The 15,773-nt window shown below is 71.9% G+C and carries 16 protein-coding genes and 1 pseudogene; 4 read left to right on the forward strand and 13 right to left on the reverse strand.

The window, feature by feature from the left end:
- Positions 1 to 84 precede the first annotated feature (84 nt).
- Complete coding sequence (locus tag O3W51_RS31425) at positions 85 to 1,149, forward strand: small ribosomal subunit Rsm22 family protein (protein ID WP_138353798.1); 1,065 nt, start codon at positions 85 to 87, stop codon at positions 1,147 to 1,149.
- 10 nt (positions 1,150 to 1,159) lie between these two features.
- Here O3W51_RS31425 and corA read toward each other — a convergent pair whose 3' ends face one another.
- The 6 genes and pseudogenes from corA to O3W51_RS31455 all read right to left on the reverse strand — a co-directional run bounded on the left by corA (position 1,160) and on the right by O3W51_RS31455 (position 6,087).
- Positions 1,160 to 2,251 (reverse strand): magnesium/cobalt transporter CorA, encoded by a 1,092-nt coding sequence (gene corA, locus O3W51_RS31430; protein WP_198357976.1) that lies wholly within the window; start codon positions 2,249 to 2,251, stop codon positions 1,160 to 1,162.
- Between the two features lie 82 nt (positions 2,252 to 2,333).
- Entirely contained in the window at positions 2,334 to 3,926 is a 1,593-nt protein-coding gene (locus tag O3W51_RS31435; RefSeq protein WP_198357977.1) for a phytoene desaturase family protein, read from the reverse strand.
- 13 nt (positions 3,927 to 3,939) lie between these two features.
- Positions 3,940 to 4,758, reverse strand: a complete 819-nt coding sequence (ddaH, locus tag O3W51_RS31440) for a dimethylargininase (RefSeq protein WP_343241175.1) — start codon at positions 4,756 to 4,758, stop codon at positions 3,940 to 3,942.
- Positions 4,759 to 4,945: 187 nt separating this feature from the next.
- Complete coding sequence (locus O3W51_RS31445) at positions 4,946 to 5,209, reverse strand: hypothetical protein (RefSeq protein ID WP_198357978.1); 264 nt, start codon at positions 5,207 to 5,209, stop codon at positions 4,946 to 4,948.
- Positions 5,206 to 5,400: pseudogene (locus tag O3W51_RS31450) on the reverse strand (iron chelate uptake ABC transporter family permease subunit); the annotation flags it as partial. The gene O3W51_RS31445 and the pseudogene O3W51_RS31450, both read right to left, overlap by 4 nt.
- A gap of 33 nt (positions 5,401 to 5,433) precedes the next feature.
- On the reverse strand, positions 5,434 to 6,087 hold the full coding sequence (locus O3W51_RS31455; RefSeq protein WP_138353795.1) for a biliverdin-producing heme oxygenase: 654 nt from the start codon (positions 6,085 to 6,087) through the stop codon (positions 5,434 to 5,436).
- Positions 6,088 to 6,286: 199 nt separating this feature from the next.
- Between O3W51_RS31455 and O3W51_RS31460 the strand changes: the two genes are divergently transcribed.
- Positions 6,287 to 6,997: a bifunctional DNA primase/polymerase gene (locus O3W51_RS31460; protein WP_138353794.1), complete on the forward strand. Its 711-nt coding sequence runs from the start codon at positions 6,287 to 6,289 to the stop codon at positions 6,995 to 6,997.
- Between the two features lie 39 nt (positions 6,998 to 7,036).
- On the opposite strand, the gene O3W51_RS31465 is transcribed toward O3W51_RS31460, so the two are convergent.
- The 5 genes from O3W51_RS31465 to map form a co-directional block, all read right to left on the reverse strand.
- Positions 7,037 to 8,014 (reverse strand): hypothetical protein, encoded by a 978-nt coding sequence (locus O3W51_RS31465; RefSeq protein WP_269287842.1) that lies wholly within the window; start codon positions 8,012 to 8,014, stop codon positions 7,037 to 7,039.
- Positions 7,896 to 8,858: an iron uptake transporter permease EfeU gene (efeU, locus tag O3W51_RS31470; protein ID WP_138353792.1), complete on the reverse strand. Its 963-nt coding sequence runs from the start codon at positions 8,856 to 8,858 to the stop codon at positions 7,896 to 7,898. Before efeU ends, O3W51_RS31465 begins: the two co-directional genes overlap by 119 nt.
- Positions 8,859 to 8,864: 6 nt before the next feature.
- Positions 8,865 to 10,187 carry an iron uptake transporter deferrochelatase/peroxidase subunit gene (gene efeB, locus O3W51_RS31475; protein ID WP_198357979.1) on the reverse strand — a complete coding sequence of 441 codons (1,323 nt, stop codon included), beginning with the start codon at positions 10,185 to 10,187 and terminating at the stop codon, positions 8,865 to 8,867.
- A gap of 11 nt (positions 10,188 to 10,198) precedes the next feature.
- Entirely contained in the window at positions 10,199 to 11,329 is a 1,131-nt protein-coding gene (efeO, locus tag O3W51_RS31480; RefSeq protein WP_138353790.1) for an iron uptake system protein EfeO, read from the reverse strand.
- Positions 11,330 to 11,497: 168 nt separating this feature from the next.
- A complete protein-coding gene (gene map / locus O3W51_RS31485; RefSeq protein WP_138353789.1) occupies positions 11,498 to 12,355 on the reverse strand; it encodes a type I methionyl aminopeptidase in 858 nt (285 codons plus the stop codon).
- Between the two features lie 67 nt (positions 12,356 to 12,422).
- On the opposite strand from map, the gene O3W51_RS31490 reads away from it, so the two are divergent.
- Positions 12,423 to 12,671 (forward strand): hypothetical protein, encoded by a 249-nt coding sequence (locus O3W51_RS31490; protein ID WP_138353788.1) that lies wholly within the window; start codon positions 12,423 to 12,425, stop codon positions 12,669 to 12,671.
- 38 nt (positions 12,672 to 12,709) lie between these two features.
- Here O3W51_RS31490 and O3W51_RS31495 read toward each other — a convergent pair whose 3' ends face one another.
- The gene (locus O3W51_RS31495) at positions 12,710 to 14,026 is read right to left on the reverse strand and encodes an MFS transporter (protein ID WP_187145287.1); all 1,317 of its coding nucleotides are present in this window, start codon (positions 14,024 to 14,026) and stop codon (positions 12,710 to 12,712) included.
- A 199-nt stretch (positions 14,027 to 14,225) separates the two neighbouring features.
- A complete protein-coding gene (locus O3W51_RS31500) occupies positions 14,226 to 14,873 on the reverse strand; it encodes a hypothetical protein (RefSeq protein ID WP_138353787.1) in 648 nt (215 codons plus the stop codon).
- A gap of 98 nt (positions 14,874 to 14,971) precedes the next feature.
- Here O3W51_RS31500 and npdG point away from each other — a divergent pair, with 98 nt between their 5' ends.
- Positions 14,972 to 15,712, forward strand: coding sequence for an NADPH-dependent F420 reductase (gene npdG / locus O3W51_RS31505; RefSeq protein ID WP_138353786.1), 741 nt, complete (start codon positions 14,972 to 14,974; stop codon positions 15,710 to 15,712).
- Positions 15,713 to 15,773 lie beyond the last annotated feature (61 nt).

A 15,773-nucleotide genomic window follows, 5' to 3' on the forward strand; every position in this document is an offset into this window, starting at 1 on the left:
ATACGGAGTATGGCGGGCGTCCACATCATGGTTACCACCGGGGAGGGACACCTTCCGGAACGTACCGTCCCGGTACCGGACCGCATGCGGAGGGTAAGCGTCCGGCGCCCAGGACGGCGCCCCTTACAGTTGTCGCTTGTGTCCACCTTGCAAGCCCCCGATGACCTGCGCGCCGCGCTGAACGGCCTGCTCGACGGTCTGCCGCCGAACCGGGCGGCCCAGGCGGTCGACCGGCTGATCGCAGCCTACCGAGGCGCCACGCCGACCGACGCCCCGATCCTGCGGGACGCCTCCGACGTCGCCGCGTACGCCGCGTACCGGATGCCCGCCACCTACGCCGCCGTGCGCTCCGCGCTCGCGGAGTTCCAGGCGCGGGCGGGCACCTGGGCCCCGGCCACCCATCTGGACGTGGGCGGCGGCACCGGAGCGGCGACCTGGGCGGTCGCCGACACCTGGCAGCAGGACACCCACACCAGCACCGTCCTGGACTGGTCGGACGCCGCCCTCACCCTCGGCCGCGAACTGGCCGCGGGCGCCGACTCCGCGGCGGTACGGGACGCCGAATGGCGCCGGGCCCCGCTGGGCGGCGCCGTACGGCTGCCCGAGTCCGACCTGGTCACCGTCTCGTACGTGCTCGGCGAACTGGACGCCGCCGCCCGGGTCTCCGTCGTCGCCGAGGCGGCCCGCGCGGCACTGGGCGCCGTGGTGATCGTCGAGCCCGGCACCCCGGACGGCTACGCCCGGGTCATCGCCGCGCGCGACCAGCTCCTCGGCGCCGGGTACACCGTGCTCGCCCCCTGCCCGCACAACGGGACCTGCCCGATAGAGGGCACCGACTGGTGCCACTTCGCGGCCCGGGTGAACCGCTCCTCGCTGCACCGCCAGATCAAGGGCGGCTCACTGCCGTACGAGGACGAGAAGTTCAGCTACGTCGCGGCCGCCCGCTTCCCGGCCGCGCCCGCGGCCGGGCGCGTCGTGCGGCACCCGCAGATCCGCAAGGGCCAGGTGCTGCTCGACCTGTGCACCCGGGACGACGGACTCTCCCGCAGCATCATCACCAAGAAGCGGCACGGCGACCTCTACCGCGCCGCCCGCGACGCGGACTCGGGCGACCCCTGGCCGCCCGCGGCAGACGCGACGGACTCCTGAGCCGGCCGGCTCAGAGCCAGCCGTAGCGCCGGAAGGCCCGGTAGACCACCGCGGACAGCACGGCCGTCACCCCGACCATCAGCGGATAGCCGAAGGTCCACTTCAGTTCCGGCATGTGCTCGAAGTTCATCCCGTAGAAACCGGCGATCATCGTCGGGATCGCGAGGATCGCGGCCGCCGCGCTGATACGCCGCATATCGGTGTTCTGCTGCACGGCGAGCTGGCTGAGATTGGCCGACAACAGCCCGTCCACCAACTCGGTGTAGCCCGCCAGCCGCTCCCGGACATGGGACAGATGGTCGGCGACGTCCCGCAGATACCGGCCCACCTCGGGCCCGATGACGGGGTGCGGGTCCTCCGCGAGGCGCTGCAGCGGCCGCGCCATCGGATGGACGGCCCGCTTGAACTCGATCAGCTCGCGCTTGAGCTGGTAGATCCGCTCCGCGTCGTCGCCGTGCCCGGCCGAGAACACATCGGACTCCAGCTGGTCCACATCCAGCTCCACCCGGTCCGCGACGTCCAGATAGTCGTCGACGACCTGGTCCGCGATCGCGTGCAGCACCGATGCCGGACCCTGCGCCAGCAGGTCCGGCCGCGCCTCCAGGGAGCTGCGCACCCGCGACAGGCCCGGCGCGCTGCCGTGCCGGACGACCACGACGAAGTCCTTGCCCAGGAACATCATGATCTCGCCGGTGTCGACGACCTCACTGGTCGCCGTCAGCTTCTCGTGCTCCACGAAGACGATCGTCTTCAGCACCAGGAAGAGCGTGTCGCCGTAGCTCTCCAGCTTCGGCCGCTGGTGCGCCTTGACGGCGTCCTCCACGGCGAGCGGGTGCAGGCCGAACACATCGGCGATCTCCACGAGGTGCTCGGCGTCCGGCTGGTACAGCCCGATCCAGGCGAAACCGCCCGGCCGCTCCCTCGCCGCCGCCAGCGCCTCACGCGGCGGCAGGGTCGCGGAGCGCTTGCCGTCCTCGTACACCGCGCAGTCCACGATCACGTCCGCGGTGCACTTGCGGGGCGCGGGCAGCGCGCCGCCACTCTCGTCGAGGGTGTGCCACTTGCCCCCGCTCCCGCTTCTGCGCCACTGCCGACCGGTCATCGTGCCCTCCTCGGTACGTATCCGAGGAAGTATCGCCGATCGGGCAGGTGGCCCGTCCGTCCGCCCTGCCGCGCGGCCCCGGTCAGGCTCCCGGCGTCCCGTGCAGGACCGCCATCGCCGCGTTGTGCCCGGGGATCCCGCTGACGCCGCCGCCGCGCACCGCGCCCGCGCCGCACAGCAGCACGGCGGGGTCCCCGGTCTCCACGCCCCAGGGGCCGGTGCCGGGGGCGGCGTACGGCCAGCTCAGGTCGCGGTGGAAGATATGGCCGCCCGGCAGGCCGACCTCGCGCTCCAGGTCCAGCGGGGACTTCGCCTCGATGCAGGGCCGGCCGTCGGCGTCGAGCGCCAGGCAGTCGGCCAGCGGCTCGGCCAGTACCGCGTCGAGCTGGGCGAGGGTGGCCTTGAGCAGCGCCTCCTTCGTACCGGACGGGTCGGCGGCGAACAGCCGGGCAGGGGCGTGCAGGCCGAAGAGGGTGAGGGTGTGCGCGCCCTGGCCGGCCAGGGCGGGGGAGAGGATCGACGGGTCGCTCAGCGAGTGGCAGTAGATCTCGGACGGCGGGGCGGCCGGGATCCGGCCCGCCGCGGCCTCCTCGTACGCGGTCGCCAGCTCGCCGTACGACTCGGCGATGTGGAACGTGCCGGCGAACGCCTCGCGCGGGTCCACGGAACGGTCCCGCAGCCGCGGCAGCCGCCGCAGCAGCATGTTGACCTTGAGCTGGGCGCCTTCCGGCCGGGACGGTTCGGGCTCGCCGAGCAGTCCGGCGAGGGTGTGCGGGGCGGCGTTCACCAGCACGTGCCCGGCGCCCACCCGGCCCCCCTCGAAGGAGACCTCGGCGCAGCCGCAGTCCGTCGCGATGCCCGTCACCTCGCAGCCGGTGACGATCTCCGCGCCGGCCGCCAGGGCGGCCCCGGCCAGCGCGTCCGTCAGCGCGCCCATACCGCCCACCGGCACGTCCCAGTCCCCGGTCCCGCCGCCGATGACGTGGTAGAGGAAGCAGCGGTTCTGCCGCAGCGTCTCGTCGTGGGCGTGGGTGAACGTGCCGATCAGCGCGTCGGTCAGCACGATGCCCCGGACCAGTTCGTCCTCGAACACCGCCTCCACGGTCTCGCCCAGCGGACGTTCGAACAGCGCCTCCCAGGCCGCCGGATCGTCCACGATCCGCTCCAGCTCCGCCCGGGACGGCAGCGGCCCGGTCAGCGTCGGGAAGACCCGCTCCGCCACCTGCCGCGTCATCGTGTAGAACCGCTGCCACGCGTCGAAGTCCCGCTCCGAGCCGGTGCGGCGCACGAAGCCCTCCCGGGTCCTGGACGGATCCTGCGAGTCGACCAGCAGGCCTCCCCCAACCTCCGGCCGGGGGGACCCCCACCCGTACGGCGTGTACGAGGAGATCCGGCGGCGGCGCACCGCGAAGCGCAGCCCCAGCTCCTCCGTGATCTTCTTAGGGAGCAGGCTGACCAGGTACGAGTAGCGCGACAGCCGGGCGTCGACCCCCGTGAACGCCTGGGCGGACACGGCCGCGCCGCCGGTGGCCGGCAGCCGCTCCAGCAGCAGCACGCTGCGGCCGGCGCGGGCCAGGTAGGCGGCGGCCACCAGACCGTTGTGGCCGCCGCCGACGATCACGGCGTCGTACGAGGAACGCTTCGGTACGCGGGACGATGCGGTGGTGGAGGACATGCAGGCACGGTAGCTACCGCAGCTCCTGGGTGCAGCACTTCACGCTGCCGCCCGCTTTGTGGAGCTCCGACAGATCGACCGCGACCGGTTCGAAACCGCGCTCGCGCAGCGGTGCGAACAGGCCGGTGGCGCCACGCGGGAGGACCACATGGCGTCCGTCGCTGACGGCGTTCAGCCCGAGTGCGGCGGCGTCCGCCGCCGTCGCGAGCAGGGCGTCGGGGAAGAGCCGGGCCAGTACCTTGCGGCTGCCGGGCGAGAACGCGTCAGGGAAGTACATGACCTCGCCCGCCGCGTCGTCGAGAACGGCGAACGCGGTGTCGAGGTGGTAGTAGCGGGGGTCGGTCAGTTCCAGCCCGATGACGGGCCGGCCGAAGAACTCCTGGGCCTCGGAGTGCGAGAGCGGGCTGCTGCGGAATCCCATTCCGGCCAGGATCCACTGCGAGGTGACGGCGAAGTCGCCCTCGGCCTCGTTGATGTGCTGCGGCTCGCGCACCTCGGTGAATCCGTTGCGGCGGAACCACGCCAGATGCGCCGGCGCCTCGTCGGTCCGCTCCGCGTTGAAGAACCGGGCGCCGAGCACCCGGCCGTCCACGACGGTGGCGCCGTTGGCGGCGAAGACCATGTCGGGTAGGTCGGCCACCGGGTCGAGGACCTCGACGGTATGGCCCAGGGAGCGGTAGCGGTCCCGCAGTTCCTCCCACTGGAAGAGCGCGAGTACGGGGTCGACCGGCTTGGCCGGGTCCATCCACGGATTGATCGAGTAGGTCACCCGGAAGTGCTCGGGCGGGCACATCAGGTACCGCCGGGGTGTGGCGGTGCGGACTGTGCGCAATGCGGGCTCCTCGTCGTTTGAGGCTCCGGCGGAACGCCGATGGGGCTGCGTACGCGCATCGGGGTCACGTACGCGCACAAATCGTCCACCCTCGGCGGCCGAAACGCATCGAACCATTTGGGTGGTTCGCACGATCGTTTTCATACACGGCGGCCTATCGCACCGGCCCTGTCCCACGCCGCGACCGTCAGCGGCGGGGGAGTACGAGCGGTTCGCCGGTTCTGGGGTGGGCGAACACCTCGACCGGATGCCGGTACACCGTGCTCAGCAGTTCCTCGGACAGGACGTCGGCGGGGGCGCCGTCGGCCGCGATCCGGCCGTCCGCCAGCACCGCGATCCGGTCGGCGTGCGCGGCCGCCAGGCCCAGGTCGTGCAGCACCACGACCACGGCGCGGCCCCCGTCGGCCTGGGCGCGGCGGCTCCAGAACCTGTTGACGAGCGGCTTGTTCACGCCCAGCCTCCCCGTCGGTTGCGGATACGGCGCAGCAGCCAGAAGAAGAACGGGCTGCCGACGAGGGCGGTCAGAACACCGAGCGGCAGTTCCGCGGGGGCCGCGAGGGTGCGGGCGGCGAGGTCGGCGGCGACCAGCACCAGCGCACCGCCGAGCGCGCTGCCGGGCACCAGACCCCGCCGGCCCCGCCCTCCGGGCGGACGACGCTACTTCGAAGACACTCCCTACGCGCTCAGCGGGTAGGCGGCACCGAGGTCGGCGAAGACGGCGCTGTTCAGGGCGAAGGCGGTGCGGCACTCGTCCACCACGCGCTGCTTCTCCAGGTCGTCGACGGCCAGGGCGTCCAGCAGCTCGCGGTACTCGCGCTTGAACGCGGCCGGGTTGCCGATCCCCTCGAAGACGTAGAAGCGCACACCGTCGCCCTTGCGTTCGAACCCCCAGGTCTTCTCCGCGATGCCACGGATCACCTGTCCGCCGGACAGGTCCCCCAGATAGCGGGTGTAGTGATGTGCGACATACCCCGCGGGCCACGTCCTGGCGACCTCGGCGACCCGCTCCGCGTACGCCGCTGTGGCGGGCAGCGGCACCGAGCGCTGCTGCCAGCCCGCGCCGAGCAGATGGTCCAGGTCGCGCTCCAGCTCCGCGACGCGCAGCAGTTCGGCGCGGACGAAGGGGCCGGCGACCGGGTCTGCGGCCAGCGACTGCGCCGCGTCCTCCAGGGCCCGGTAGACGAACCACAACTGCTCGGTGTAACGGGCGTACGCGTCCACGCCGAGCCGTCCGCCGAGCAGGTCGCTCATGAAGGTCGAGTTCTCGGCCTCGGTGTGCTGAGCGTGGCTGGCGGTGCGGATCACAGTGGAGAACGGGGACGGCGTCAAGGGAACCTCCTGCTTCGGGCGTGCCGCGATCCTTGCAACTTAGGTATACCTAAGTCAAGAGGATGCCGACAGCCTGTCGGGAACAACGCTACTCCAGTCCTTCCACCCCGGCTGTGCGTTCATTCCGGACAAGAGGCAGGATGATGCCCACCACCCGCGTACCGTGGACCATGGACGCGGGGGCGAGGGAAGGAGCCCGATGGCAGGCAAGAGCAGGTTGTCCGAGTGGCTGCGCCGCCGATCGGCAGGCTCGGACACCGATCCCGGATCTGCTCCCGCCCTGGCCCGCGAGGATCTGATCAAGGCCGCGGCCGCCGCAGGCTTCCCCGTCGCACCGGCCGCGCACCCCTCCGGATACGGCTGTTCGTGCGACCGCGTGGGCTGTCCCACCCCGGGCATGCACCCGGTCTCGTTCGCCTGGCACACCCAGGCCACCACGGATCCGCAGAAGATCGACCACTGGCTGCGCACCCAGCCGCTCGCGAACTTCATCTCCGCCACCGGCGCCAGCCATGACGTCCTGGACGTGCCGGCCGACGCGGGCGGCATCGCGCTGGACCGGCTCGCGGCCGAGGGCGGGGACGCCGGTCCGGTCGCCGCCTACGGGGACGACCGCCTGCTGTTCTTCACCGCCACCCGCGGTACCCCCGTCGACGAGGACGAGTGGTGGCCCTGCGAGCTGGACTGCCATCCCGAGACCGTCGACGAACACCCCGGTCTGCGCTGGCACTGCCGCGGCAGTTACGTCCTGCTGCCGCCCGCCAAGCTGCCCACCGGCGGCGCCGTGACCTGGCTGCCCGGCCGCGGTCCCGACCGCCCGCTGCCCGACCCGCTGCCGCTCCTGGAGGTCCTCATGGACTCCTGCGCCCAGGTGGAGTACGTCCCCGAAACGGTGGGCTGGCGGCTCTGACCGCCCGAGGCCGGCTCCGCGCGGGACCCGGCCACCGGTTCAATCGCCCTTGGCGGAGACCAGACCCAGCAGACGGCTCAGGAAGACGACCTTCCCCTGGGCGTCGTTCGCCGGCGGGACCGTGACGGCCTGTTCCGCCACCCGGATCAGCGTGACCGAGTTCTTCGGGGTGCCGGTCATCAGCGCCTTGGTGTCCGGGTCGTCGACCTTCAACGGCTTGCCCGGCGTGGTCAGCCGCGACTGGTGGCGGGAGGCGAAGAACACCAGCGCCCCGCCGTCCGTGGTCCGCAGCCCCACCGGGGGGAACTCACCCGCGCCCACCGGCTGGTCGGCGTACTCGGTGACCGCGGCCGAGGTGCCCGCGCCCTTGCGGCGCTGCTGGCGCACCTGCGAGGTCTGGGTGCCGTCGGCGAAGGCCAGCGTCGCCGCGGTGCCGGTCTGCAGATACGAGGTGTACGCGGCGCTGAGCCGGCCGGGCTCGACCAGCAGCCCCGAGCCGTCCAGCGGCACCGGCTCGGCGTAGCCGTCCTGGTCCAGCACGAACTTCGGCATCCGGTCGGCGGCGACCACCGCCAGGTACGAGGCCTTCCACGGGTCGCTCACGGCGGAGCGCTGGAAGAGCAGCAGCCAGTGGGCGCCGTTGCCGGCACTGCTGACGGCGTCGGCGGCGAACCACTTGGGCCAGCCGCGCTGCTTCGGTATCAGGTAGCGCGCGTCGGTGAGCTTGAGCGGCACCGCCGCCGGATTGCCCTCCGGGTGGTTGGTGTGCCGCGCCGTCAGACCCGCGTTGTCCATCGCGCCGAGCGCGCCGGTCTCCGCCTTCGCCAGCGTCGCCGGATCGTAGCTCCGCTTGGCGTCGTTGTTGAGCTGGGTGAAACGGGCGAGGGCCTTGGCGGCCTCAGCCTTCGTCACCGCCGGTACGAGCGCCTGCTCCCCGTGCACGGTCACGCACCCCGTCACCGGCATCAGCACGAGCAGCAGAACTGCGGCTGTCAGGGACAACCTGCGGCGGGTCATTGGGCGTCGGCTCCTTCGGGGCTGCTGCGGTCGGCGCAACCCTACCGGGGGCGAGGAAGAAGGCCATCGTCGGTACGAGATACAGCGCCCACACCGTGACCTGGACGACGGTCGGATCCGGCTGGAAGTTGAGGACGCCCTTCAACAGGGTGCCGTACCAGCTGTCCTGGGGGATCGTGGAGCTGATGTCGAAGGCCACCGAGCCGAGGCCGGGCAGCCAGTCGGCCTCCTGCAGATCGTGCACGCCGTAGGCGAGCACGCCCGCCGCGACCACGACCAGCATGGCGCCGGTCCAGGTGAAGAACTTCGCCAGGTTGATCCTCAGCGCGCCGCGGTAGAAGAGCCAGCCGAGCACCACCGCGGTGGCCAGGCCCAGCGCGACGCCGATCAGCGGCTGCGTCGACCCGTCCTCGGAACCGGCGGCCTGCACCGCGGCCCAGACGAACAGCGCGGTCTCCAGGCCCTCGCGGCCGACCGCCAGCAGCGCGGTCGCGACGATCGCGGTGGTCCCCATGGCGAGCGCGGCGTCCAGCTTGCCGTGCAGCTCGCGCTTGAGATGCCGCGCGGTGCGCCGCATCCAGAAGACCATCCAGGTGACCAGGCAGACGGAGAGGATCGACAGCGAACCGCCCAGCGCCTCCTGCGCCTTGAAGTCCAGCGACGAGGAGCCGAACTGCAGCAGCGCGCCGAAGGCGGCACTGATGACGATGGCCACGGCCACACCGGCCCACATCGGCAGCAGTGTGTCCCTGCGCCCGGACTTCACCAGGTACGCGATCAGGATGCAGACGACCAGGCTGGCTTCGAGCCCTTCGCGCAGCCCGATCAGATAGTTACCGATCACCGCCGGTCACTTCCCTTCGAAGAGGCCGCGGCCCCACCAGTCGGCGCTGTCGCGGACGCCGGGCGGGCAGGCGAAGTGCGCGGAACCGACGTGCTGGATGTACTCGTTGAGGGCGTCGGTCGCAGCCAGCCGTTTCTGCACCGGGATGAAACCCGAGCGCACATCGCGCTGGTAGGCCAGGAAGAACAGCCCGGCGTCGAGCCGGCCCAGACCGTCCGTGCCGTCGGTGAAGGAGTAGCCGCGGCGCAGGATCGTCACCCCGGAGTTGCTGTCCGGGTGCGCCAGGCGGACGTGCGCGGTCGGCAGCATCGCCTTGAGGTTCGGGGTGTCGTGCTCGCGCTGCTTGCCGGCCGGCGCGCCCTCGCCCTTGTTCCGCCCGAAGATGTCCTCCTGCTCCTTGAGCGGAGTGCGGTCCCAGGTCTCTATGTGCATCCGGATGCGCCGGGCGACGAGGTAGGAGCCGCCGGTCATCCAGGCGGCGCCGTCCTTCGCGGCCGCCCACACATGCTCGTCCTGGGTGGCCCGGTCGCTGCCCGCCACGTTGTGCGTACCGTCCTTGAACCCCATCAGGTTGCGCGGGGTCTGCTCGTCCGGTGTCGTCGAGGACGTCTTGCCGAAGCCCAGCTGCGACCAGCGCACGGCGACCTTGCCGAAGCCGATGCGCGCCAGGTTGCGGATCGCGTGCACGGCCACCTGCGGGTCGTCCGCGCACGCCTGGACGCAGATGTCGCCGCCGCTGCGGGTCGCGTCCAGGTTGTCGTGCGGGAACGCCGGCAGGTCGACGAGGGCGGTGGGACGCTGCGCCTTGAGGCCGAAGCGGTCCTTGCCGTCCTTCTCGAACAGCGTCGGGCCGAAGCCCACGGTGATGGTCAGCCGGGAGGACGGCAGGCCGAGCGCCTCGCCGGTGTCGTCCGGCGGGGCCTCGGGCAGACCGCGGACGGCGCCCGCGCCGACCGGCTTGCCGGCCGTCATCGCGGCGGCCGCCGCCGTCCACTCCTTCAGCAGCGCGACGAGTTCGGCGCGGTCGTCGGTCTTCACGTCGAAGGCCGCGAAGTGCAGCCGGTCCTGGACCGGGGTGGTGATACCGGCCTGGTTCGTGCCGTGGAACGCGATGACATTGCCCGCGGAGCCGGCCGGCTGCACGTCGTTGCCGGTGCGCACCGCCGCCGCGGCACCCCCCGCGGCGGCCGCGCCGAGCGCGATGCCGGCGCCGGTCCAGCCGATGACGGCCCGCCGGGAGACCGGGCCCCTGGCCCGTTCCGCCGTGGTGTCCCGGTCCGCCCCGTCCTGCTGGGGGGCGGCCGCTTCGGTGGTGTTCTCGTCAGACATGGAGGACTCCGTTACTTCGCGACGGCCGCGGCGAGCTTGGAGAGCGGCTCGGCCAGCGCGTTGACGCCGTCCGAGAGCTCCTTGCGCTGGGCCGCGTTCACGGTGTCGTACGAGACGAAGGTGTCGCCGGTGCGGTACTTGGCGAGCAGCGTGTTGATCGCGGTGAACTGCTTGTCCAGTTCCTTGGCCAGCTCGGGGTTGTTCTGCGAGGCGACCGGCTTGAGCAGCTCGTACGCCTTCTGCGCGCCGTCGACGTTGCCCTTGAAGTCCGAGAGGTCGGTGTGGCTGTAGCGGTCCTCCTCACCGGTGATCTTCCCGGTGGCGACCTCGTCCAGCAGCTCCTTGGCGCCGTTGGCCATGCTGGTCGGGGTGATCTCCGCCGTGCCGACCCGCTTCTGCCAACCGGTGAGGTCGGTGAGGAGCTGCGCGGCGAGCGTCTTGTCCTCCGCGGAGATCGCCTTGGTGGCCCACAGCGACTTCTCGAGCTTGTGCCAGCCGGTCCACTTCTGGCCGGGCTCCAGGCCGTCCTCGCGGGTGTCCGTCTTCGGGTCGATGTCACCGAAGGACTCGGCTATCGGCTCGGTGGACTCCCAGCCGGTACGGGACGGGGCGAAGGCCGCCTTGGCGCCCTCGATGTCGCCCTTGATGACCGCGTCGGTGAAGACCTTGACCTTCGGGATCGTGGCGTCGGCCTCGCTCTGCGCCCACTTGCGGTACTCGGCGACGGCCGTGTCCAGCCGCGGGTCGTTCTTCTTCGGCGCGCCGGCGCCGGTGACACTGACCTTGGTGCGCAGGCCGTCGCCCTTCATCCCGGGCTTGCAGGTGACCTCGTAGTCGCCGGCCTTGAGCTCGGCGGAGATGTCGGCCTTGGTGCCGGGGCCGATGTTCTCCCGCTCGGTCACGATCTTGTCGCCCGGGGCGTAGACGTACAGCTCGTTGACCTTGGAGCCCTTGTTCTCGAACGCGAACTTCACGTGCCCGGCCGGGAAGCTGGTCTTCGAGACCTTGCAGGAGTCGTCGGTCGCGGTGACCTGGATCGCGTCGGACGCCTTGGCGTCCGTCTTCTCGGAGCACCCGCTGACAGCGGCGAGCGCGGCGACGACCGCGACGGCGGTGACGACGGAGAGACGGGCTGCGGACATACGGGGCTCCAGGCTGTTCAAGGACGCTCGAGATGGGTTCTGGCCGGTGAGGCTGCCCTAACTTATCTGAGCCTTGCCTTTGTAGTACCCGCGGGGTCGCATGAAGTCCAGTGATTCGGGTCTCACCGGTCGCATGCGGGGGCGCGTCGCGGCGCGCCCCCGCTCCCGTCATGGCAGCGTGAGCACCTCTGCGCCGGTTTCGGTGACGACCAGGGTGTGTTCGAACTGGGCGGTGCGCTTGCGGTCCTTGGTGACCACCGTCCAGCCGTCCTCCCAGATCTCGTAGTCGTGGGTGCCCAGCGTGAGCATCGGCTCGATGGTGAACGTCATGCCCGGCTTGATCACGGTGGTGGCGTGCGGGGCGTCGTAGTGCGGCACGATCAGCCCGGAGTGGAACGACGTGTTGATGCCGTGCCCGGTGAAGTCCCGGACCACCCCGTAGCCGAAGCGCTTGGCGTACGACTCGATGACCCGCCCGATCACATTGATCGCCCGGCCGGGCTTGACCGCCTTGATCGCCCGGTTCAGCGACTCCTCGGTGCGCTCGACCAGCAGCCGCGACTCCTCGTCGACGTCACCGCACAGGTACGTGGCGTTCGTGTCGCCGTGCACCCCATGGATGAACGCCGTCACGTCCAGGTTCACGATGTCGCCGTCGCGCAGCTCGGTCGAGTCCGGGATGCCGTGGCAGATGACCTCGTTGATCGACGCGCACAGCGACTTCGGGAAGCCCCGGTAGCCGAGGTCCGAGGGGTAGGCGCGGTGGTCGCACATGTACTCGTGCGCGACGCGGTCCAGCTCGTCCGTGGTCACCCCCGGAGCGATGTGCTTGGCCGCTTCGACCATCGCCCGCGCGGCGATCTGCGACGCGATCCGCATCTTCTCGACGGTTTCGGCGTCCTGCACCTCCGGCCCGGTGTACGGAGTGGGCGCGGGCTTGCCCACGTACTCGGGCCGGGGGATCGAGGACGGTACCGGGCGCGGCGGGGAGAGCTTGCCGGGAACGAGAAGCGACTGACCAGACATGCCGACGAGTGTATCGGCGGGCGATCGGGCAGGCTGGCGGCAGGTACTCGTACATCAGGAGGCAGTCATGGCGCTGTTCAGGGCGAAGAAGCCGGCCGGCAAGCCGGGCGAATGGTTCTACTGCCTGGAGCACAAGAAGGTCGAGGAAGGGCCCGACTGCCCGGCCAAGGACCGGTTCGGCCCCTACGCCACCCGCGCCGAGGCCGAGCACGCGATGCAGACGGCGGCCGACCGCAACCTCCAGTGGGAGACGGACCCCCGCTGGCACGACAAGGAGGCGGGCCCGGACGACGAGCCCGGCCCGTCCGGCCCCTGACGGCTCCGCGTCCCGGGCCCCGGATTCCGGGCCCCGGCTCAGACCGCTGAGGCCGCCGCGGACGCCGGCGACCCGGCGGGCGTGGCGGGCGCGGCGGCGGGTCCGGCCTGGGCCGTCCGCATCCGCACGGCGTGCTCGTTGGTGCGGGCGTCGTACGACATCAGCTTCGGAAGGGCCAGCGCCAGCAGCCCCACCGCCGCCACACAGGCCACTCCGCCGCTCCAGACCGAGGCACGGGCGCTGGTCAGCGCCGCCATGCCACCGGCCCTGACCTGGCCGAGCTGCGGCCCGACCGAGTACGACAGCAGCTCGATGCCGGCCAGCCGGCCGCGCAGCTCATCCGGGATCGTCTGGTTCCACATGGTCATCCGGCCGAGGGCACTGACCATGTCGCAGCCGCCGGCGACCGCCAGCATCAGCAGGACCAGCCAGATGTTGCCCATCCACCCGGCGACCGCCATCGCCAGCCCCCAGCCGATCGCCGAGATCACCACCAGCCGGCCGTGCCGGTGGATCCGCGACGTCCAGCCGCTGGTCATGCTGACCACCAGCGAACCGACCGACCCGGCCGCGTACATCAGGCCCAGCGCCCAGGGCGCGTGCAGGTCGTCGGCGAGGAACGGGAAGATCGCGGTGGGGAAGGCGAAGAACATCGCCGCCATGTCGATCGCGTACGTGCCGAGCAGTTCCTTACGGCTCCAGGCGTAGCGCGCGCCCTCCGCGATACCGCGCAGCGACGGCTTGTCGGCGTCGTGCGCCGCGGGCGACGGCCGCAGCCCCATGGCCAGGCCGACCGAGACGACGAACGTCCCGATGTCGATCGCGTAAGCCCACGACAGCCCGGCGAAGGCGATGAGCACCCCCGCCAGCGACGGTCCCGCGATGGCGCCGACCTGCCAGCGCAGCGCGTTCAGCGACGCCGCGGCCGACAACTGGTCGTGCGCGACGATCCGCGGCACGATCGAGTCCAGCGCCGGACGCTGCAGCCCGGTCAGGGCGCTCGACATCGCCGCCACCACGTACAGCGGCCACACCATCGGATGCGGCAGCAGGGTGTTGGCCAGCAGCAGTGCGGACAGCAGGCCGAGCGCGGCCTCGCTGTAGAGGATCAGCTTCCGGCGGTCCATGGCGTCGGCCAGCGCGCCCCCGTAGAGCCCGAACACGATCAGCGGCACCAGCTCGACGGCGCCGATCGCGCCGACGGCGACCGCCGACCCGGTCAGCTCCTTGATCTGCACCGGCAGCGCGACGAAGGTGAGGAAGCTGCCGAAGACCGTCACGACCCCGGCCATCCACATGAGGCGGAAGTCGCGGGAGGAGCGCCACGGGGCCAGGTCGGGGAGCAGAGCTCTCAGCCGGGACGGTGGCGGACCGGGTGCGGGGCCGGGATCGGGGCCGGGGCCGGGGCCGGAGTCGGCGTCGGGGTCGGGGTCGGGGTCGGAAAGGCTGTCGTTCACGGGTTCGCATGCTCCGCTTCCGGGCCGCGCGGGGCAAATGGTTTTGGGCCGGGTCCGGATCTTCGCGGGCGGTGCTCGAGGACCGCTGACGTCACCGCTACCAGCGGGCCGGCGGCGGTGACGTCAGCTGTTCGGCCAGCCGGGTCAGCCGGTCGCGGAACGAGCCGTGGGGGCGGGCGGCGGGCAGGCTGTTCTCCCCGGCCGCGGCGGCGACCAGGTGCTGCAGCAGGTCCATCCCCATCGGCGCGGGTGCGGCCCCTTCCGCGGGTGCCGTGCCGTCCGGCGGCTCCGCTTCCGGCGGTACGGTCAGCGCGTCGTGCGCCAGTTCACGCAGCCCTGGGTCCCCGGCGTCCATCGCCAGCACCGTCGCGCCGGCCCGGCGGGCGTCCGCCACCCGCTCCAGCAGCGCGGCTCCCGGCGCCTCCGGGCTGACGACGAACACCGTCTCCCCGCGCCGCGCGGCCTCCAGCCGCCGCAGTCCCACGGCCAGATGCGCGGGCGCCCCCGCCGGAATCCGGAACCGCACCAGCGTCGGGGACAGCCCGGTCAGCCCGCTCCACGCCGCCTCGTCGTCCAGGTGCGCCGCCAGGTGCCAGGGCTCGTAACCCCGGGTCCCCACCAGCAGCAGCCCGCCGGGCCGCCGGTGCACCGAGGCCCGCAGCGACCCCGCGAAGGACCGCGTGGTCTGGAGCCACTCGGTCCCCGCCAGTACTTCCCGCAACAGCGCCACCCGTACCGCGTCCATGCCGGGCATCCTGCCGGACCGGCGGTACCGCACGGGTCCGCTCGCCGCACTTCCCCCGTAACGAGTGGCGGTTCGCGGGGCGTGGCAGGATCGCCCGCATGACTTCCCCTGACGATGTGAACAACGCCCCCGGGACCGCTCCCGCACCCGCCCCCGCCAAGGCGCCGGTCAAGGACCCGTGGGATCTGCCGGACGTGTCCGGCCTGGTGGTCGGCGTCCTCGGCGGCACCGGCGACCAGGGCCGCGGGCTCGCGTACCGGCTGGCGAAGGCCGGGCAGAAGGTGATCATCGGATCGCGGAACGCGGAGCGCGCGCAGACCGCCGCCGACGAGCTGGGGCTCGGTGTGGAGGGCGCGGACAACGCGGAGTGCGCCCGGCGTAGCGACATCGTGATCGTGGCGGTGCCGTGGGACGGGCACGCCAAGACCCTGGAGTCGCTCCGCGCGGACCTGGCGGGCAAGCTCGTCGTCGACTGCGTCAACCCGCTGGGCTTCGACAAGCAGGGTGCCTACGCGCTGAAGCCCGAGGAGGGCAGCGCCGCCCAGCAGGCCGCCGCGCTGCTCCCGGAGTCCCGGGTGACCGCGGCCTTCCACCACCTGTCGGCGGTACTGCTCTCCGACCCGGAGATCGCGGAGATCGACACCGATGTGATGGTGCTGGGCGAGGTCCGCGCGGACACCGACGTCGTCCAGGCGCTGGCCGCCCGCATCCCGGGGATGCGCGGCGTCTTCGCGGGCCGGCTGCGCAACGCGCACCAGGTCGAGTCGCTGGTCGCCAACCTGATCTCGGTGAACCGCCGCTACAAGGCCCACGCCGGGCTGCGCGTCACCGACGTGTAGGGGCGCGACGGGCGGGTCGCGGGGCACGGCGGGGTGTGGGGGACAATCGTCAGGACCGTAT

The sequence above is a fragment of the Streptomyces sp. H39-C1 genome (assembly GCF_027158125.1).
Taxonomy (GTDB): Bacteria; Actinomycetota; Actinomycetes; order Streptomycetales; family Streptomycetaceae; genus Actinacidiphila; species Actinacidiphila fildesensis.